Source organism: Streptomyces sp. G-G2, from assembly GCF_030063135.1.
Lineage (GTDB): Bacteria > Actinomycetota > Actinomycetes > Streptomycetales > Streptomycetaceae > Streptomyces.
Genome location: NZ_JASISO010000009.1, coordinates 15255 through 32491 on the forward strand (window position 1 = coordinate 15255; position 17237 = coordinate 32491).

Below are 17237 nucleotides of genomic sequence, written 5' to 3' on the forward strand. Positions count from 1 at the left end.
ATGACGTCACGTCCGCGCGGTCAGTCGAGTACGTCCGGGACCGGCTCGGTGTCGGCGCGCCGCAACGCCGCCTTCGCGCCGACCGCCGGGCCGAGGGCCCAGTTGGCCAGGGCCATGGAGTCGGCGTAGCGCTCCTCGTCGTTCAGCAGGACACCGACGACCGTCTTGCCGTTGCGCGTCACGGAGAAGACGAGGCACTTGCCCGCGGCCGTGCCGGTGCCGGTCTTGACGCCGATCGCGCCCGGGAACCCGTAACCGGTGGGGCGCGCCCGGATCAGCAGGTTGGTGTTCCACCACGTGCCCAGTGTCGACGTACCGCCGGAGCTGTAGGAGGTCGTCCTGACGAGCGACTGGAACATGGCGTTGCTCATCGCGTACTGGGTGAGCCGGGCGAGGTCGCGCGGGGTGGTGAGGTTGTTGCCGGTCGGTGAGATCCCGTCGAAGGAGTCGTAGACGGTGTTGGTCATGCCCAGCGCCTTCGCCTTGGCGTTCATCTGCTGGATGAAGTCCGTCCGCCGGGCGGCCGTGGTCGCGCCGGAGCCGAAGGTGTCCGCGAGCGCGAACGCGGCGTCGCAGCCCGACGGCAGCAGCATCGCGTACAGCAGTTGACGGACGGTCACGGTGGCGCCCGCCTTCAGCCCGGCCGAGCTGGCGCCCTGGAGGTAGACGTAGTCCAGGTACGCCTGCTGGACGGTGACCTTCCTGTTGGGATCGAGTCCGGGAGCGGTGGCCACCACCACGGCCGTCATGACCTTGGTGGTGCTCGCCATCTGCCGTTTGGTATCGGGTGACTTGCTGGAGAGCACGGCCCCGGTGGCGCCGTTCATCAGGAACGCCCCGGCGGCGCTGACGGGCGGCGCGGCGGCTGCTTGGGCGGGCGTAGACACCGCGAGCAGCGCACCGGCGGTCAGGGCGACGGCCAGCGCGCCCCGGGCGCACCGCATCAGGTTGGACATCACATCAACCCTCGAATCCCTCGAAGAAATCCGCAGGGGAGCGGTGGCCACACCCCGGATCCCGCTCCCTCCGGGGGAGAGTAGGCGCCCCGACGCCCGAGCGGGAGTCCGGCCGCACGAACCGGTGCGGACCTGGTGCCGGCTGCCGCGGGCCTGCCGCGGCCCCGGTGCGGTTCAGTCGCGGTAGGCGTCCGCGGCGAGCCGGACGAACGACCCGACCAGCGGGTTCGTGTCGCCCGCCCGCCACGCCACCACCACGCGACTCGGCGCCATGTCGGTCAGCCGGACCACGGCCAGCTCCTCGGGTACGCCGTGTCCGAGCAGGGTCATCCCGACCGTGCCCTTCCACAGGACGGCCTGCAGACACTCCTGCACCGCCCGCACCACGGGCCCCTCGCGCGGCTCGCCGCCGTTCCAGTAAGAGCGCCAGAGCTGGTCGGTGCCGTCCGGGAACTGGAACCAGCGCCTCTCGGCCAGGTCGGCCAGTGCCAGCTGGTCGCGGCGGGCCAGCGGATCGTCGGCGCGCAGCACCGCCCCCACCGGATCGACGCGCAACGCGCGCACCAACAGGCCGCTTTCGTCGAACGGCCCGCGGGTCAGCGCCAGGTCGAGCAGCCCGGCCCGCAGCCCGCAGCCCGCAGGTCCGGTCGGTCAGGTCTGTTTCGCGGACGCGCACCTCGACACCCGGGTGCTGTCGGCGGTAGGCGGCCGCCAGCCGGCTCGCGCCCCGGTCGCCGCTGTCACCCAGGATGCCGACGGTGAGGACCGCGGTGCCCGCCGCCGCGGCCACGCGCACGCGCACCTGCTCGGCCTGGTCGAGCAGGTGCGCGCCTGGTCGAGCAGCACGGCACCGGCCGCGGTGAGTGCGACACCCGCCGGGGAGCGGTGCAGCAGTGCGGCCCCGAGGTCCGACTCGAGCCGCTTGATCGACCGGCTCAGCGGGGGCTGGCTCATGTGCAGCCGGACGGCGGCCCGGCCGAAGTGGAGTTCCTCGGCGACGGCCACGAAATAGCGCAGGGTGCGTAGCTCCATGACCAGTGACGATACCCGGGGGGTATCGCTGCAATCCAAGGGGTCTTGGACAGCTCCGCCACCCCGGCGGTGGAATCGGGGCATGGACATCATGGACGTCGCCTACTGGCCCGTTGCCGGGTTCCTCGCACTCTTCTATCTCTACGGGGGCGGGATCAAGGTGCTCCGGACCCGGGAGCGGCTCCAGCCGATGATGGCCTGGACCGACCGCACGCCGATGCCGGTCGTCCGAACCATCGGAGTCGTCGAGGTGCTCGGCGCGACCGGCTTGATCCTTCCGCCGCTGACCGGCGTCGCACCCTGGCTGGCCCTGGCCCTGGTCCTGGCCGCGGCCCTCGGGTTCGTCCTCCTGCAGATCGCCGCGACCGCGGTCCACCTGAGCCGCGGCGACCGCAAGATCGCCCTCAACATCACCCTCGTCCTCACCGCGGCCGCGACCAGTTGGCTGGCCACGACCTGGCTGTGAACGCGATGCCTGAGGACGCGGGCCGCGCCTCGGGCCCCACACCGCGCGCGGCTGGAATGAGCGGCTGCAAGAAGGGGCGGGAAGGAGCGGCGGGAAGGAGGGGCTAGAAGAAGCCGAGCTTGTTCGGGGAGTACGACACCAGGATGTTCTTCGTCTGCTGGTAGCTGTCCAGCATCATCTTGTGGGTCTCGCGGCCCACCCCGGACTGCTTGTAGCCGCCGAAGGCGGCGTGGGCGGGATACGCATGGTAGGAGTTCTGCCACACCCGGCCCGCCTGGATCGCGCGGCCCGCGCGGTAGGCGGTGTTCACGTCGCGGGTCCACACCCCGGCGCCCAGGCCGTAGGGGGTGTCGTTGGCGATCCGGATCGCGTCCTCGAAGTCCTGGAACGAGGTCACCGACACCACGGGCCCGAAGATCTCCTCCTGGAACACCCGCATGCGGTTGTTCCCCTCGAAGATGGTCGGCTGGACGTAGTACCCGCCGGCCAGCTCACCTCCCGGCTCCAGCCGCTGACCTCCCGTCAGGATCTTGGCGCCCTCCTGCTGTCCGATCTCCAGATACGACAGGACCTTCTTGAGCTGCTCCTCGGAGGCCTGTGCCCCGATCATGGTGTCCGTGTCCAACGGGTGTCCCGGCACGATCAGTTCGGTACGGGCGACGGCCGCGTCCAAGAAGTCCCCGTACCGCCCGCGCTCGATCAGGGCGCGCGACGGACACGTGCACACCTCGCCCTGGTTGAGGGCGAACATCGCGAACCCCTCCAGCGCCTTGTCGCGCAGCTCGTCGTCGACGGCCCAGATGTCGTCGAAGAAGATGTTGGGGCTCTTGCCGCCCAGTTCCAGCGAGACGGGCTTCAAGTTCGCGGCCGCGTACCCCATGATCAGGCGGCCCGTGGAGGTCTCGCCGGTGAAGGCGATCTTCGCGACGCGCGGGCTGGACGCCAGCGGCTTGCCCGCCTCCTCCCCGAACCCGTTGACGATGTTGACCACGCCCGGCGGCAGCAGGTCCGCCACCAGGCTCATCCAGTAGTGCACCGAAGCGGGGGTCTGCTCGGCGGGCTTGAGCACCACCGTGTTCCCGGCGGCCAGCGCGGGCGCCAGCTTCCACACCGCCATCAGGATCGGGAAGTTCCACGGAATGATCTGGGCCACCACTCCCAGCGGCTCGTGGAAGTGATAGGCCACCGTGTCGTCGTCCAGCTCGCTGAGACTGCCCTCCTGGGCCCGTACCGCTCCCGCGAAGTAGCGGAAGTGGTCGATGGCCAGCGGAATGTCCGCGGCCAGGGTCTCCCGTACCGGCTTTCCGTTCTCCCAGGTCTCGGCGACCGCGAGCGCCTCCAGGTTCGCCTCCATCCGGTCCGCGATGCGCAGCAGGACCAGCGAGCGGTCGGCGGGGGAGGTGCGGCCCCAGGCGGGCGCCGCCGCGTGCGCCGCGTCCAGCGCCCGCTCCACGTCGGCCGCCGTTCCGCGCGCCACCTCGGTGAAGGGCTGCCCGTTGATGGGGGAGGGGTTCTCGAAGTAGCCGCCGAGGACGGGCTCGACGTACTCGCCACCGATGAAGTGACCGTACCGGGAGGCGTACGACATGAGCGCCCCGTCGGTACCGGGCGCAGCGTAACGGGCCATGGTGTACTCCCCTTTGCCGGGCGCCGTACCGGACCGGACGGCGCTCGGGAGGAGGCTAGGAGCGCGCGGGTTGCGGAAGGGTTGCACCACCGGGTGCGCATCGTCCGGACCGCTCTCACGGGGTGAACTCGGCGTCCTTGTAACTCAGTTCACGTTCCAGTGCGCGCACCCGGGCCAGCGCCGCCGAACGCCCCTCGGGCGGCAGTACGTCGGCCAGCGCCCGCCACACCGCCGGGTCGTCCTCGCCCCACGGCCCGCACACCCAGTCGGACAGCAGCCCCGCGTCGGCGCGGGCGATCACCGCGGCCCGGGCCTGCTCCTCGATCCGGCGGCGCAGCCGGACGACCCCGGGCGCCCCCGACCCCGGCAGCAGCGGCCCCGGATAGCCGGAGAGTGCGGCGGAGACGGCGCCCGCGGCCAGCTGCCGGATCACCGCGGAGAAGTCCGCCTCCAGCGGCGCGGCCGTCCGGTAGGGGCGGGACAGCAGCACGGGCCCGCGGAGCGGTCCGCAGGACAGCCCCAAGAGGGCCCGCAGCCGGGACATTTCGGCGCGCAGGGTCACGGCCGGGGCCGTCTCGTCCTCGTAGAGCGCGATGAGCAGCTCCTCGCCGGACAGTCCCTCCGGATGATGCGCGAGGAGCGCCATGATCTCGCTGTGTCGCCGCCCCAGCCGCACCTTCCGGCCACCCGTCACCAGCACCGCCTCGTCCCGGCCCAGCGCGGTCAGCGTGTCGGCCGCCCCGGCGTTCCCCGGGGATGCGGATTCCGGCCCCGGCTCCGACTCGGGCTCCAGCAGTGCGAGGTGGGACTCGGCGGCCCGCGCCACCGCCTGCACGAACGCCAGCGAATGCGGATGCGCCAGCCCGTCCCCGCCGGTGATGTCCACCGCGCCCAGCAACCGGCCCGTCCGCGGATGCCGCACGGGCGCCGCCGCGCACGTCCAGGGGTGCGCGTGGCGGCTGAAGTGCTCGGCCCCGAAGACCTGTACGGGCTCCCCGACCGCCACCGCGGTCCCCGGGGCGTTGGTCCCCATCGCCGACTCCGACCAGCGCGCGCCCGGGACGAAACCCAGCCCCCGGGCCCGGTCCAGGGTCCCGCTCTCGCCCTCCACCCACAGCAGGGTGCCCCGGGCGTCGCACACCGCCAGGAGGTGGGCCTCGTGCGCCGCGAACGCTCCCACCAGGTCCCGGAAGACCGGCATCACCCGGGCCAGCGGATGCTGTTCCCGGTACGCCCGCACCTCCGGCTCCGTCAGCTCCAGCCGGGCCGTGCACTCCGGGCTCACCCGGGCCCGCGCGCACCGCCGCCAGGACCTCGCGATGACCGCCCGCACCGGAGCCTCGACCCGTCCGTCCGCGGTGAACGCGGCGTGCGCCCGCCGCAGCACCCGGCCGCGCTCGACCGGATCGGCCCCGCCTGGCAACGCCACCGACGGATCGCCCATGTGTCAGCCTCCCCGGGTGCCGCGATTCCTGGCGGGCCCCATCCTCGTCCCGGCCAGCGCCGCCGACAAGCGGTACGTCGGCCAGTCCCCGACACCGGCCCTCCGGACGTTCCCCATGTGCTCGGGGTGGGCGGGAACGAGTCGCCGGGCCGTTGCGTTGTAGGGATGTAGCAGTCGTAGTGCGTGGAGAAGAGGGGCCAGATGTCGACGAGTGGAAAGATCGCCGCTGCCGGAGTCGTCGCAGCGATCGTCCTGTTCCTCACGGCCGGATTCTGGGTGGGCCTGCTGGTCCTGATCGGGGTACCGGCCGTCGCCTATCTGGCGCTGGATCCGTCTCAGCGGCGGCGGCTGCGCGGGGTGACGAGCAACAGGAAGCGAATAGGGCGCTGAAGGCGCCGCGAGGGGGACGTTCTCATGGGTACCGGTCGGGTCACGGCGGTCAGCAGTAACGGCGCGTACTCGTTCACCAAGTCCACGCGCGCGAGCATCACGCTGCTCGAGGGACTCGGCGTCGACGGGGACGTGCACGCGGGGGTCACGGTCAAGCACCGCTCCCGGGTCGCCGCGGACCCGACGCAGCCGAACCTCCGCCAGGTCCACCTCATCCACCGCGAGCTGTTCGACGAGGTCGCGGAGGAGGGCTTCTCGGTCGCGCCGGGCCAGCTCGGGGAGAACGTCACCACCGAGGGCGTGGAACTGCTCGGCCTGCCCACCGGAACCATCCTGCGCTTCGGCGAGGAGGCCGCGGTCGAGGTCACCGGCCTGCGCAACCCCTGCCTGCAGATCGACGCGTTCCAGCCGGGCCTGCTCAAGCAGGTGGTCGGCCGCGACGAGACGGGCCAGATCCTGCGCAAGGCCGGGATCATGGGCGTGGTCCGCCAGGGTGGCACCATACGCCCCGGAGATGCCATCAGCGTCACCCTGCCCGCACCGCCGCACATCCCCCTCGACCGGGTCTGACCCCCTCCGCGCGCCCCCTCCGCGCCACTACGCCGACCGCGCCACTACGCCGAGCGCGTCACGTACGCCGGCCGCTGACACCGGCCGCGCACCGCTCACACCGGCCTGACCGCCACCGCGTCCAGTGCCGCCAGCAGCGCGGGCAGGTCTCCGTCCGCGTCGCCGCCTCCGCCGTCCCCGGCCCCGCCGCGGGGTACCGGGATGACCTCGCTGGGGCCCTCGTCCAGCAGGACGAAGGCGATGTCGTCGGTACGGGCCACCAGCGACCACCCGGGTCCGTCGACCCGGAGGGTCCTGGTTCCCTCACCCGCGAACCCGGACCGCACCCGTCCCGGCGGCGGCGGGTCCGTGGTGTAGGCGCGGGCCTCCGCCAGCACCCGGGCCAGCCCGGGATGGGCGACGGGCTCGCCGCCGTCGGTCTCGAACCGCTCGCGCCACTCGGTCCACTGCCGGGCGATCTGGTCCGCGCCCATCCGCCGCTGCACCGGACCCCATGCCTCGGCCGACGGCGGTGCGAGCGGCACCCGCCCAGTACCGTCCGCACCCTGTTCCGGGTCGTGCGGTTCGGGGACGCCGGGCGCCGCCACCGACAGGGCCAGCGGCCATCCGGCGAGGGAGACCACGATGCTGCGCTCGTCGGGCGAGAGGTCGTACTCCATCCCGCAGTCCCAGGAGGCGATGGCCGTCGCGACGAGCGCGACATCGTCCACGACCACCGTCCAGCGCGCGCCGTCCTCGTCCTGGCCGAGCACCAGCCCGTACCCGTCCGTGGCCGGGGGAACGCCCAGCAGGGAGCAGGCCTCCGGGTAGTCGTCGCCCAGGATGCTCGGGAACTGGGCTGGGGTCAGCAGTACGGCGGACAGCACGTACAGCGAACCGTCGCCCTCCTCGTCGGACACGTACCCTCCCGGTGGTTCACCTGTCGGCGCACCCTAACCAGCGAGTAACCCGCGCGTCGAGAGCCGGAGAGTGCCGATTTCCAAGGCCCCTGCCTGCACGTAGAGTTGGGAACCCGCCACAGAAAGGGTCCCTCGGTGCAGCGTTACGACCGGCTGAAGGAGATCCTCCGGCTCGATCCGGAGCGAGATTTCCTGGCCATCTACCGGCTCACCGCCACCTACGAGTTCCCCTGGGACCACGCCCGGGCGCTGGAACTCGCCTTCTTGCGGATCTACGCCGTTCCCGGCATCGGCGCGCTGCTCGCCGAGACCGCCGCGTCCACCGACCGCACCCAGAAGCGCTACGACGACACCGTGCTGCTCCTCGACGCGGTGCTGGAACACGGCTTCGACAGCGATACGGCGCGCATCGCGATCCGGCGCGTGAACGGCACGCTCCGCGGCTACGACCTCTCCCACGACGAGATGCGCTACGTCCTGTCCACCTTCGTGGTGGTTCCGAAACGCTGGCTGGACGCCTACGGCTGGCGTTCGCTGACCCACCACGAGCTGCGGGCCTGCGCGCGGTACTACGCCACGCTCGGCCGGCACTTGGGCATCACGGACATCCCGGACTCGTACGAGGAGTTCGAGGCCACGCTGAACGCCTACGAGGAAGCCCATTTCGGCTGGGACGAGGGCGGCCGCAAGGTCGCGGACGCCAGCCTCGCCCTGATGGCCTCCTGGTACCCGGCCCCGCTCGCCCCCCTGGTGCGCGGCGGCGCCCTGGCCCTGCTCGACGATCCGCTGCTCGGCGCCCTGCGGTACGAGCCCCCGCACCCCCGGGTGCGGGGGCTGGTCCGGGGTGCGCTGCGGCTGCGGGGGCGGGCGGTCAGGCTGCTGGCCCCGCGCGCGGAACCGCACTACGCCCGGCAGAACCCCGAGATCAAGAGCTATCCCGGGGGCTATGACGTGGGTGAGCTGGGCACCTTCCCGGCGCCGGGCGCGGGCGGCAGTCCGGTCCCCCGCCCGCGTCGCCCCCGGGGTGCCGACGCGCAGCCCCCGCTGTAGGCCGCCGCTCCCCGGGGGCCCGCGACGGCGCCCCCGGACTCATGGGCGACGTACCGCCAGCGCCAGGAACCGGTCCTCCTCGTCGGCGTACGAGGCCATGTCCCAGCCGGAACCGGCGAGCAGCGGGCCGAGGTTGTGCTCGGCCCGCATGTCCCCGGGGGTCAGTTCACGGCCCTGGCGCGCGGCGAGGGCCGCCCGGCCGATCGGGTGGAACAGCGCGAGGCGCCCGCCGGGGCGGACCACCCGGGCGAGCTCCCGCAGGTTCGCCCCGGGGTCGGGCAGATGGGCGATCAGTCCGGCCGCGAACACCGCGTCGAGGCAGCCGTCGCGCAGCGGCAGTCGCGCGACGTCCGCCAGCAGCAGGGTGCCCGCCGCGTCCCGCCCGGCCCGGGCCGCCTCAGCGAGCATCTGCGGGGTGAGATCGGCGCCGAGCACGGTCCCGGAGGGGCCGACGGCGGCCCGGAGTTCGGTCAGCGCCCGCCCGGTCCCGCAGCCCGCGTCGAGCACCCGCTGCCCGAGCCGCAGGCCGAACTCGGACACGGCGGTGGCGAAGGCGGGCCCGTCGCGGGGGAACTTCCGGTCCCAGTCGGCCGCGCGGGCCCCGAAGAACTCCTGCACGTGTGTGTGGTCTTCGCTCATGCGCCCATGATCCCCCACCGGTCACCGGCTGCGGACAGTGCGCAGGATGACACCTGGGGTGATCGAAGAAGAACGTAGCTCTGTCATATTCCAGCAGTTCCAGCTGCTTTCGAAATGCGCCCCCTGTTCGTGGCCTCACCCGGACTAGCGTCCGGGAGCCATGGGACACCTCGACCACGCGGCCTACGGCTGGCTGACACCCGTACTGTCATATGTGATGGCATGCATCGGCTCGGCCCTCGGGCTGCGCTGCACCGTCCAGGCGCTCGCCGCCACCGGCCGCTCGCGCCGCAACTGGCTGCTCACCGGCTCCTCCGCCATCGCCACCGGCATCTGGACGATGCACTTCGTCGCGATGCTCGGCTTCTCCGTCACCGGCACCGAGATCCACTACGACGTGCCGCTGACCCTCCTGAGCCTGATCGGCGCCCTCCTGGTCGTCGGCGCCGGGGTGTTCGCCGTCGGGTACGGCGGGAACCGGGGCCGCGCGCTCGTCCTCGGCGGCCTCACCACCGGCCTCGGCGTCGCGAGCATGCACTACCTCGGGATGGCGGCGCTGCGGATGCACGGCCGCCTCTCCTTCGACCCGCTGTACGTCGGGCTCTCCCTCGCCATCGCCGTGGTCGCGGCCACCGCCGCGCTCTGGGCCGCGATCAACATCAAGTCCCCGATGGCCGTGGCCGTCGCCTCGCTGGTCATGGGGGCCGCCGTCAGCAGCATGCACTACACCGGGATGCTCGCCGTCTCCGTCCGCGTCATCCCCTCGGACGCGTCCCTGTCCGGAGCCCCGCTCATGCAGTTCGTCTTCCCCCTCGCCGTCGGCCTCGGCTCCTACCTGTTCATCACCTCCGCCTTTGTCTCGCTCTCCCCGAGCGCCGACGAACGCGCGGCCTCCGCCTTCGCGCGGAGCCTGGGCGCGCCGGTCGCCGTGCCTCCCGCCGCTCCCACCGGTTCCGTCACTTCCGCCCCTCCCGTCCCCGCCGCCCGCTGAGCCGCCCGTGTACGTCCGTACGTACGCACGCACGTACCGCACCCGGAACGAGGACCCCATGCGCACACCCCGCAGGAAGCCGGACACGGCGGCGCCCCCGCCGCCCGTGCCCCCGGTGCGCGGCCGCCGGGCACACGCCGGACCTCCGGCGGAGGAGCCCCACCCGGACGCGTCGGCCTCCCCGGGGCAGGCACACGCCCCCGGCGGACAGGTGTACGCGTCCCGGCCGACGTACGCCCCCGGTGAGCTCGGCGCGCACGTCCCGGGTCGGGGAGCGCCGGTGCCCGCGGCCTTCGCCGTCGGCCCCGCCTCCGCCGGAGCCGATCCTTCCGGACGACGGCCGGGGGCTCCCGGGCCCACCACGTACGGCCACGGCGCCTCGGACTTCGCCGCCGCGGCGGCGGCCACCACCGGCTTCGCTCCCCACGGCCGGGGCCGACCGAGGGTCCCGCGCCCCGGCACCGTCCGCGCGAAGATCGTCTCGCTGCTGATGGTCCCGGTCGTCTCGCTCCTCGCGCTCTGGGCCTTCGCGACCGTCAGCACCGCCCAGGACATCGCCCGCGCCGACCGTGCTCAGCAGACCGACGACCGGATACGCACCCCGCTCGACGGAGCGGTGGCGGCACTCCAGGCGGAGCGGGGCGCGGCCGTCCGCTTCCTCGCGGATCCTGCGGCCACCGACCGGGCGGCCGCCCTGCGGGAGGCGTCCCGGCGTACCACCGCCGCCGTCGACCGGCTCCGGCTGGGCGACGCGCACACCGTGGCCGACTCCGGCGGGTACCCGGCCGAACTCGCCACCCGGCTGCGCGTCTTCGTGGCTGCCGCCGACGCACTCGGGTCCTCCCGTACGGGGGCCGCCGAGGGGCGGACCACCCCGGACGCCGCCTACGCCGCCTACACCGCGGTCGTCGACTCCGCCCTCGGGGTCGGTGGCGCGCTCAGCGGCGGTCCGGCCGGCCCGGAGGCGGAATCGGGAGCCGCGGCCCGGGTCCTGCTGGAGTTCGGCCGGGCCGCGGAACTGCTGTCCCGGGAGGACGCGCTGCTCGCCGTACCGGGGCCTCGGGGCGCGGAAACGCTTCAGCGGCTGGCCGGGACGATCGAGACCCGCCGCACCCTCACCGACGCGGCCGCCCGCGACCTGCCCGCCGCGCAGCGGAGTGCTTGGCAGGCCGTGCTCAAGAGCGCGGGCTACGCCGACCTCACGGCGGCGGAGGACCGGACCCTCGGAAACGGAAACGGAAACGGAAACGGAAGTGGGAGCGGGAGTGGCAGCGGGGGCGCGAGCGGGGGCACCGGGGGGCGTGAAGTGCAGGGCGTACCCACCGGCTGGGACCCGGCGTACGCGGGCGTGGGCACCTCGATGCGCGACATCACGAGCGCCGCGCACGCCGGGTCAACGGACCGCACCGGCCCGCTCGCCCAGGGACTGCTGAGCCCGTCGGGAGCCGCCGTCCTGCTGGGCCTGGCCGCCGTTGCCGCCTCCCTCGTCATCTCGGTGCGCGTCGGGCGCGGGCTCGTCGTCGAGCTGGTCTCGCTGCGCAACGGCGCCCTGGAGATCGCCCACCGCAAACTCCCGCACGCCATGGAGCGGCTGCGCGCCGGACAGCACATCGATGTCCTCGCCGAAGCCCCGCCCGGACAACCGGCCGAGGACGAGGTGGCCCAGGTCGGCGCGGCCCTGTCCACGGTCCACCGGGCCGCGCTGAGCGCCGCGGTGGAGCGCGCCGAACTGGCCGACGGGGTCTCCGGGGTGTTCGTCAACCTCGCCCGCCGCAGTCAGGTCCTGGTGCACAAACAACTCACCCTGCTCGACTCCATGGAACGCCGCGCCGACGATCCCAACGAACTGGGCGACCTCTTCCGGCTCGACCACCTCACCACCCGGATGCGGCGCCATGCGGAAAGTCTGATCATCCTGTCGGGGGCGGCCCCGGGGCGCGCGTGGCGGCTGCCGGTCCCGCTGACCAATGTCGTACGGGCGGCCGTCTCCGAGATCGAGGACTATCCGCGCGTCGAGGTACGGGGCCTCGCCGAGGCGGGCGTCGTCGGCGGCGCCGTCGCCGACCTCACGCACCTGCTCGCCGAACTGATCGAGAACGCCACCCAGTTCTCTCCGCCGCATACCAAGGTCCGGGTGAGCGGCGAACCCGTGGGCACCGGCTACGTCCTGGAGATCGAGGACCGGGGGCTCGGCATGGGCCGGGAGGCGCTCGCCGACGCCAACCGCCGCATCGAGCAGTCCGAGGCGCTCGACCTCTTCGACAGTGACCGGCTCGGCCTCTTCGTGGTCAGCCGCCTCTCGGCCCGGCACGGGGTCCGGGTCCAGCTGCGTACGTCGCCCTACGGTGGCACCACGGCCGTGGTGCTGATGCCCAACGCCCTGCTCCAAGGCACCGTCACGGCCGACGGGGGCGCCGAACCGGGCGCGGTCGGCGTGCGGCCGGAGCGCCCGGTCCCCCCGCCCACCGCCGTCCCGCGCGTCGGATCGCCCCCCGCCGTTCCGCCCGCCGTCGTACCGGCGGCCGGTGCGGCCGGCCCCGCGGGCGCGGCCGGCCAGCCGGGGGCCGTCGGCGACGCCGGTCCCTCCGGCCACCCGGGTGGCTCCGCAGAGCGGGACCCGCGGCCCGCCCCGGTGGCCGCCCTGCGGATGCGCGATTCCGGCGGCGCGGGACCTCGTACACCGTTCCCGAGTACGCCGTCCCACGCTCCCACCCCTACTGCCACCCCTACTCCCGCCCGCGCTCCCGAGCCGGAACCCGTGCTGGCCGGGGTGACCGAACTGCCCCGCAGGGTCCGCCAGGCCAGCCTCGTCCCGCAGCTGCGCGAAGCCCCGGCGGCCCGGGCCGCGACCGCCCCCCGGAGCGCGCGTACCCCGCAGGACCCGCCCGGGCGCAGCCCGGAGGAGGCCCGGGAACGCATGGCCGCGTACCGGGCGGGCTGGGCGCGGGGCGCCCAGGACGCCACCCCCGTTGACAGCGAAGGAGCAGAGTGATGATCGAACACCACAGAACCGCCCGGCCCGTGACCGGCACCGAGGGCGCCCGCCGGTCCGGCGAGCTGGACTGGCTGCTGGACGACCTGGTGGTCCGGGTACGGGAGGTCAGGCACGCCGTGGTCCTGTCCAACGACGGCTTGGCGGTGGGCGCTTCGACCGCTCTCGGCAGGGAGGACGCGGAGCACTTGGCGGCGGTCGCCTCCGGCTTCCACAGCCTGGCCAAGGGCGTGGGGCGGCACTTCCACGCCGGGGGCGTGCGCCAGACGATGGTGGAGATGGACGACGCCTTCCTCTTCGTCGCGGCGGCCGGGGACGGCTCGTGTCTGGCCGTGCTCAGCGGGGCGGGCGCCGATATCGGCCTGATCGCCTACGAGATGGCCCGGCTGGTCAAACGGGTCGGCGAGCACCTGTACACCCCGCCCCGGTTCGCGGCCCGGCCGCCGGCCGCCGGTTGAGAGCGGCGGCCGAAGGATGAACGGCCAGTGGTACGACGCCGAAGCGGGCCCCCTCGTGCGTCCGTACGCGATGACCGGCGGGCGCACGAAGCCCGGGCCGCACGGGGTCCGGTTCGACCTGATCGCGCTGGTGGCCGTGGAGCCGGGCGCCGTGGACACGGCGCTGGAGTCGCTCCTCGGACCCGAACACCGGTCCCTGCTCGGCCTGTGCGGGCCGCAGACCCAGTCGGTCGCGGAACTCGCCGCCGACGCGGACCTCCCGGTCGGGGTGGTCCGGGTGCTGCTCGGGGATCTGCTGGAGGCGGGGCACGTCCGGGTGAGCAGGCCCGTACCGCCCGCCCAGCTGCCGGACGAGCGGATCCTGCGCGAGGTCATCGAAGGTCTGCGCGCGCTGTGATCGGACGAACGTGATGGAGGGGATGGCAGTGACGGGGCAAAGGATCAAGGGACCGCGAGCGGAAGCGGTACCGGCGGCAGCGACGGCGGCAGGGGCAGCAGCGGAGGCGCAGGCAGGTTCGGGGGAGGAGGAACTCGCCTCGCTGGCCCTGAAGATCCTTGTGGCCGGGGGCTTCGGGGCCGGCAAGACCACGCTCGTGGGCGCGGTCAGTGAGATCCGTCCCCTGCGTACCGAGGAAGCGCTGAGCGAGGCCGGCGAGCGGGTCGATGACACGGGCGGCGTGGACGCCAAGACCACCACCACCGTGGCCATGGACTTCGGGCGGATCACCATCCGGGAGGGGCTGTCGCTCTATCTGTTCGGGACGCCCGGACAGGACCGGTTCTGGTTCCTGTGGGACGAGTTGGCGCAGGGGGCGCTGGGCGCGGTGGTGCTGGCCGACACCCGGCGGCTCCAGGACTGCTTTCCGGCGGTGGACTACTTCGAGCACCGGCGCATCCCGTTCGTGGTGGCCGTGAACTGCTTCGCCGGGGCGCGGGGTTACGGGGCGCACGAGGTCTCGCTGGCGCTGGACCTGGAGGCGGGTACTCCGGTGGTGCTGTGCGATGCGCGGGACAAGGATTCCGGGAAGGAAGTGCTGATCAGGCTGGTCGAGTACGCCGGGCGGCGGCACACCGCCCGGCTGCTCGACCTGGTGGAGCCGCAGGTGGATCCCGTATGAGGACCGACGGCCACCGCTCGACGTCCTAGTGCCGCGTCAGGCAACGTTCGCCCCGTCGCGACGCCCCGCACGCACTCTCGCCGCACCGGCCGAAAGCCCACGTACGTCCAGTACAAGGGCTTCCGGCCGACACGCCGAGAGCACGCACCGCACGCCGCTCCTCAACGGGGCAAACGTTGCCTGACGCGGCACGAGCCGGCGAGCATCAGTCGGCGATGTCCGCCGCCGAGATCACCTTCTCGATCCCGACGCGGACGAGCAGTTCGCCCGGGACGGCGTTGCGGCGGCCGAAGGCCTCGGCGTTCTCCTCGCCCATGTAGCGGCCGCCGATGCGGGTGGCCCATTCCCGCAGGTCGTCCGTGTCCTCGCTGATCTCGGCCCGCCCCTGGAGGACGACGTAGGAGAACGGCGGCCGTTCATCGTCCACGCAGAGGGCGACGCGGCCGTCACGGGCCAGGTTCCGGCCCTTGACGGTGTTCTTCCCGGTGTTGAACACGAAGGAATCGCCGTCGAGGACGAACCAGATGGGAGCGATGTGCGGGCTTCCGTCCTCGCGGACGGTCGAGAGCTTTCCGGTGCGGGTGGAGTGGGAGACGAATGCCCGCCATTCCTCTTGAGTCATCTTCTTCGTCATAAGGACATCCTCCTTGCCGGAAAGCCGCTGGTGGGGAAGGCTGGCGGCACGACTACGCGGTGGTGGGCACGGCCATCCAGGCCGGGTCGACGGGAGGGGCGGGGAAATGGCACTGGACAAGCAGCTCGACTGGCTGCTGGACGACCTGACGCGCAGGGTCCAGCAGGTCCGGCACGCGCTGGTGCTCTCCAATGACGGCCTGGTGACGAGCGCGAGCGCGGGCCTGGCGCGGGAGGACGCGGAGCACCTGGCGGCGGTCTCCGCCGGACTCCAGAGCCTGGCCAAGGGCTCCGGCCGCTACTTCCAGGCCGGTGAGGTCCGCCAGACGGTCGTCGAGTACGACGAGGGAGTCCTGCTGGTCATGGCGGCGGGCGCGGGCAGCTCGCTGTGCGTCCTGACGGCGACCGAGGCGGACTACGTACAAGTCGCCTACGAGATGACCCTGCTGGTCAACCGCGTGGGCGAACACCTGGGCGTCGCGGAACGCCGCATCACCGGCGGCTGACCTCCTCCTTCTCCTCCTCCTCCTCCTCCCTCGGCGCCCACCCACTTGTCCACGCGGCCGCCATCTCCCCCACCACGGCCCGGCCCCCGCGAACCTGCCCCGAGCTGGCCTCATGAGGAGCGCCGGGAAGTTATCCACAGGCTTTGCCAGCTGTCGTCGCGCTCAGTTACGGTCTTTACGCAGAGTAATCGACGCGCGTGGGGGAGGACCGTCATGGAGGTCAAGAGCAGGGTGCTGGGCAGTGCTGCCGGTCGGGGGCTCGCGGCGGGGGCGCCGGGGCCGGAGCTGGTGGGCGGAGGGCGGGCTGCCGGAGAACTTGGCCTGAAGCGAGGTGAGTTGGCTCGGGCCGTGCAGTTGGGGATGGTCCGGGCCGGGCCGTGCGCGTCCGGCGGGGCCGCGCGGTTCGCGTGGGCCGAGCTGGACCGGGTGAAGGCGGGGGACGGATTCCCGGACACGCTGCGTGAGCGGGTCCGGACGGTGGGGGCGGCGGAGGCGTCGGGGCTGCTGGCGATCAGCCCGGGCCGGTTCACCCGGCTCGCGCGCTGCGGGCGGGTCTCCCCGGTCGGCTATCGGATCAACCGGTACCGGGCCGTCGTCTGGCTGTACCTCGCGGCCGAGCTGGCGGAGTTCGCGGCCAGGGAGCCCCTGCTGCTGCGCGGGAGCGCGCCCCCGGAGGACCGGGAGCTGGTCGAGGCCCGGGCGGACCTGCGGCCCCGCCGATGGCGCGGTCGGCACGTGGGGCTGCTGCTGAGACGTACCGCGGACCCCTGGGAGCGGGCGGCGGTCCTGGCCTCGGTGCTGCCGGAAGAGGAGCTGGAGCAGGCGGCGCCCGACCCGGTGGAGCGGATCCTGCTGGCCGGGCTCGCCCCACCGCCGCCCTACGGGCATCCGCAGGTTCCGGCAGCGGCGGCCGTCGCGCTCAGGCTGCTGCGGGCCGAGCCCCCGGACGAGCTGTGCTGGTACCGCACCAGCCTGGAGTTCGCCCTGGCCGGGGCGAGGGGTCAGTCGAAGACGACGGGGGAGAGCGGGCCGACGTAGACCCAGGCCCCGCCCTCCCGGGAGAAGGTGCTGTGCTCCAGCAGCGAACCGGCGTGCCCGCCCTCGCGGTAGTGCGCCCGGAACTCCACCGTGCCCTCCGTCTCGAACATCCCGCCGCGCTCGGTCCGTAGGATCTCCAGCCGTTCCCAGCGCTGACCGGGGTCCAGGTCGAGTCGGCCCGGACGGGTCGACGGGGCCCAGGAGCGCAGCAGGTAGGCGGTGTCACCGACGGCGAAGGCGCTGAATCGGGACCGCATCAGCAGCTCGGCGGTGGGCGCCTGCCGCTCGCCGGAGTGGAAGCGGCCACAGCAGTCCGGGTAGGCGGCGGGCAGCCCGCAGGGGCAGGGGAGGGCCGGGGTCGGCATGGTCGCGCTCAGCTCTTCCGTGACGGGTCGGACGGGTCGGACAGGCCGGATGCCACGCCGGTG

The 17237-nt window shown here is 73.2% G+C and carries 18 protein-coding genes and 1 pseudogene; 11 read left to right on the forward strand and 8 right to left on the reverse strand.

The annotated features are described in order from the left end of the window. Nucleotides 1-20 precede the first annotated feature (20 nt). A complete protein-coding gene (locus QMF80_RS09665) occupies nt 21-956 on the reverse strand; it encodes a D-alanyl-D-alanine carboxypeptidase family protein (protein ID WP_283451610.1) in 936 nt (311 codons plus the stop codon). 174 nt (nt 957-1130) lie between these two features. Beyond that, nucleotides 1131-1988: pseudogene (locus QMF80_RS09670) on the reverse strand (LysR family transcriptional regulator). A 91-nt stretch (nt 1989-2079) separates the two neighbouring features. Here QMF80_RS09670 and QMF80_RS09675 point away from each other — a divergent pair. Next, nucleotides 2080-2454 (forward strand): DoxX family protein, encoded by a 375-nt coding sequence (locus QMF80_RS09675; protein WP_283451857.1) that lies wholly within the window; start codon nt 2080-2082, stop codon nt 2452-2454. A 103-nt stretch (nt 2455-2557) separates the two neighbouring features. Here the strand turns inward: QMF80_RS09675 and exaC are convergent, their stop codons facing one another. Next, nucleotides 2558-4081 (reverse strand): acetaldehyde dehydrogenase ExaC, encoded by a 1524-nt coding sequence (gene exaC, locus QMF80_RS09680; protein ID WP_283451612.1) that lies wholly within the window; start codon nt 4079-4081, stop codon nt 2558-2560. Between the two features lie 115 nt (nt 4082-4196). Further along, nucleotides 4197-5525, reverse strand: coding sequence for a GAF domain-containing protein (locus tag QMF80_RS09685; protein WP_283451614.1), 1329 nt, complete (start codon nt 5523-5525; stop codon nt 4197-4199). Nucleotides 5526-5726: 201 nt separating this feature from the next. On the opposite strand from QMF80_RS09685, the gene QMF80_RS09690 reads away from it, so the two are divergent. After that, nucleotides 5727-5915, forward strand: a complete 189-nt coding sequence (locus QMF80_RS09690; protein WP_283451615.1) for a tail-anchor membrane protein — start codon at nt 5727-5729, stop codon at nt 5913-5915. 24 nt (nt 5916-5939) lie between these two features. After that, nucleotides 5940-6485: an MOSC domain-containing protein gene (locus QMF80_RS09695; RefSeq protein ID WP_283451617.1), complete on the forward strand. Its 546-nt coding sequence runs from the start codon at nt 5940-5942 to the stop codon at nt 6483-6485. Nucleotides 6486-6580: 95 nt separating this feature from the next. Here the strand turns inward: QMF80_RS09695 and QMF80_RS09700 are convergent, their stop codons facing one another. Further along, complete coding sequence (locus QMF80_RS09700) at nt 6581-7384, reverse strand: hypothetical protein (protein WP_283451619.1); 804 nt, start codon at nt 7382-7384, stop codon at nt 6581-6583. 135 nt (nt 7385-7519) lie between these two features. Between QMF80_RS09700 and QMF80_RS09705 the strand changes: the two genes are divergently transcribed. Then, on the forward strand, nt 7520-8434 hold the full coding sequence (locus tag QMF80_RS09705; protein ID WP_283451621.1) for an oxygenase MpaB family protein: 915 nt from the start codon (nt 7520-7522) through the stop codon (nt 8432-8434). 39 nt (nt 8435-8473) lie between these two features. On the opposite strand, the gene QMF80_RS09710 is transcribed toward QMF80_RS09705, so the two are convergent. Continuing rightward, nucleotides 8474-9073, reverse strand: coding sequence for a class I SAM-dependent methyltransferase (locus QMF80_RS09710; protein WP_283451623.1), 600 nt, complete (start codon nt 9071-9073; stop codon nt 8474-8476). A 160-nt stretch (nt 9074-9233) separates the two neighbouring features. On the opposite strand from QMF80_RS09710, the gene QMF80_RS09715 reads away from it, so the two are divergent. From QMF80_RS09715 to QMF80_RS09735, 5 genes are all read left to right on the forward strand, one after another. After that, nucleotides 9234-10064 (forward strand): MHYT domain-containing protein, encoded by an 831-nt coding sequence (locus QMF80_RS09715; RefSeq protein WP_283451626.1) that lies wholly within the window; start codon nt 9234-9236, stop codon nt 10062-10064. Between the two features lie 58 nt (nt 10065-10122). Continuing rightward, nucleotides 10123-13056: a sensor histidine kinase gene (locus QMF80_RS09720; protein ID WP_283451628.1), complete on the forward strand. Its 2934-nt coding sequence runs from the start codon at nt 10123-10125 to the stop codon at nt 13054-13056. Further along, a complete protein-coding gene (locus QMF80_RS09725) occupies nt 13056-13514 on the forward strand; it encodes a roadblock/LC7 domain-containing protein (protein WP_283451630.1) in 459 nt (152 codons plus the stop codon). The genes QMF80_RS09720 and QMF80_RS09725 overlap by 1 nt, the downstream gene beginning before the upstream one ends. Before the next feature lie 16 nt (nt 13515-13530). After that, the gene (locus QMF80_RS09730; RefSeq protein WP_283451632.1) at nt 13531-13911 is read left to right on the forward strand and encodes a DUF742 domain-containing protein; all 381 of its coding nucleotides are present in this window, start codon (nt 13531-13533) and stop codon (nt 13909-13911) included. Between the two features lie 142 nt (nt 13912-14053). Continuing rightward, complete coding sequence (locus tag QMF80_RS09735; protein WP_283451859.1) at nt 14054-14632, forward strand: GTP-binding protein; 579 nt, start codon at nt 14054-14056, stop codon at nt 14630-14632. Nucleotides 14633-14837: 205 nt separating this feature from the next. Here QMF80_RS09735 and QMF80_RS09740 read toward each other — a convergent pair whose 3' ends face one another. Then, nucleotides 14838-15266, reverse strand: a complete 429-nt coding sequence (locus QMF80_RS09740) for a PPOX class F420-dependent oxidoreductase (protein ID WP_283451634.1) — start codon at nt 15264-15266, stop codon at nt 14838-14840. Nucleotides 15267-15372: 106 nt separating this feature from the next. On the opposite strand from QMF80_RS09740, the gene QMF80_RS09745 reads away from it, so the two are divergent. Together QMF80_RS09745 and QMF80_RS09750 are read left to right on the forward strand one after the other, a co-directional pair. Further along, nucleotides 15373-15771 carry a roadblock/LC7 domain-containing protein gene (locus tag QMF80_RS09745; protein WP_283451636.1) on the forward strand — a complete coding sequence of 133 codons (399 nt, stop codon included), beginning with the start codon at nt 15373-15375 and terminating at the stop codon, nt 15769-15771. A 348-nt stretch (nt 15772-16119) separates the two neighbouring features. Next, complete coding sequence (locus QMF80_RS09750) at nt 16120-16809, forward strand: DUF6397 family protein (RefSeq protein WP_283451638.1); 690 nt, start codon at nt 16120-16122, stop codon at nt 16807-16809. On the opposite strand, the gene QMF80_RS09755 is transcribed toward QMF80_RS09750, so the two are convergent. Continuing rightward, the gene (locus tag QMF80_RS09755) at nt 16773-17174 is read right to left on the reverse strand and encodes a YchJ family protein (RefSeq protein WP_283451640.1); all 402 of its coding nucleotides are present in this window, start codon (nt 17172-17174) and stop codon (nt 16773-16775) included. The genes QMF80_RS09750 and QMF80_RS09755 overlap by 37 nt on opposite strands. Nucleotides 17175-17237 lie beyond the last annotated feature (63 nt).

Bases quoted from the DNA above. Each gene is read 5' to 3' on its own strand.
- QMF80_RS09710 (WP_283451623.1), bottom strand. From the start codon at position 9,073: ATGAGCGAAGACCACACACACGTGCAGGAGTTCTTCGGGGCCCGCGCG.
- QMF80_RS09725 (WP_283451630.1), top strand. From the start codon at position 13,056: ATGATCGAACACCACAGAACCGCCCGGCCCGTGACCGGCACCGAGGGC.
- QMF80_RS09740 (WP_283451634.1), bottom strand. From the start codon at position 15,266: ATGACGAAGAAGATGACTCAAGAGGAATGGCGGGCATTCGTCTCCCAC.
- QMF80_RS09730 (WP_283451632.1), top strand. From the start codon at position 13,531: ATGAACGGCCAGTGGTACGACGCCGAAGCGGGCCCCCTCGTGCGTCCG.
- QMF80_RS09745 (WP_283451636.1), top strand. From the start codon at position 15,373: ATGGCACTGGACAAGCAGCTCGACTGGCTGCTGGACGACCTGACGCGC.
- QMF80_RS09715 (WP_283451626.1), top strand. From the start codon at position 9,234: ATGGGACACCTCGACCACGCGGCCTACGGCTGGCTGACACCCGTACTG.
- exaC (WP_283451612.1), bottom strand. From the start codon at position 4,081: ATGGCCCGTTACGCTGCGCCCGGTACCGACGGGGCGCTCATGTCGTAC.
- QMF80_RS09690 (WP_283451615.1), top strand. From the start codon at position 5,727: ATGTCGACGAGTGGAAAGATCGCCGCTGCCGGAGTCGTCGCAGCGATC.
- QMF80_RS09675 (WP_283451857.1), top strand. From the start codon at position 2,080: ATGGACGTCGCCTACTGGCCCGTTGCCGGGTTCCTCGCACTCTTCTAT.
- QMF80_RS09685 (WP_283451614.1), bottom strand. From the start codon at position 5,525: ATGGGCGATCCGTCGGTGGCGTTGCCAGGCGGGGCCGATCCGGTCGAG.
- QMF80_RS09665 (WP_283451610.1), bottom strand. From the start codon at position 956: ATGTCCAACCTGATGCGGTGCGCCCGGGGCGCGCTGGCCGTCGCCCTG.
- QMF80_RS09755 (WP_283451640.1), bottom strand. From the start codon at position 17,174: ATGCCGACCCCGGCCCTCCCCTGCCCCTGCGGGCTGCCCGCCGCCTAC.
- QMF80_RS09720 (WP_283451628.1), top strand. From the start codon at position 10,123: ATGCGCACACCCCGCAGGAAGCCGGACACGGCGGCGCCCCCGCCGCCC.
- QMF80_RS09695 (WP_283451617.1), top strand. From the start codon at position 5,940: ATGGGTACCGGTCGGGTCACGGCGGTCAGCAGTAACGGCGCGTACTCG.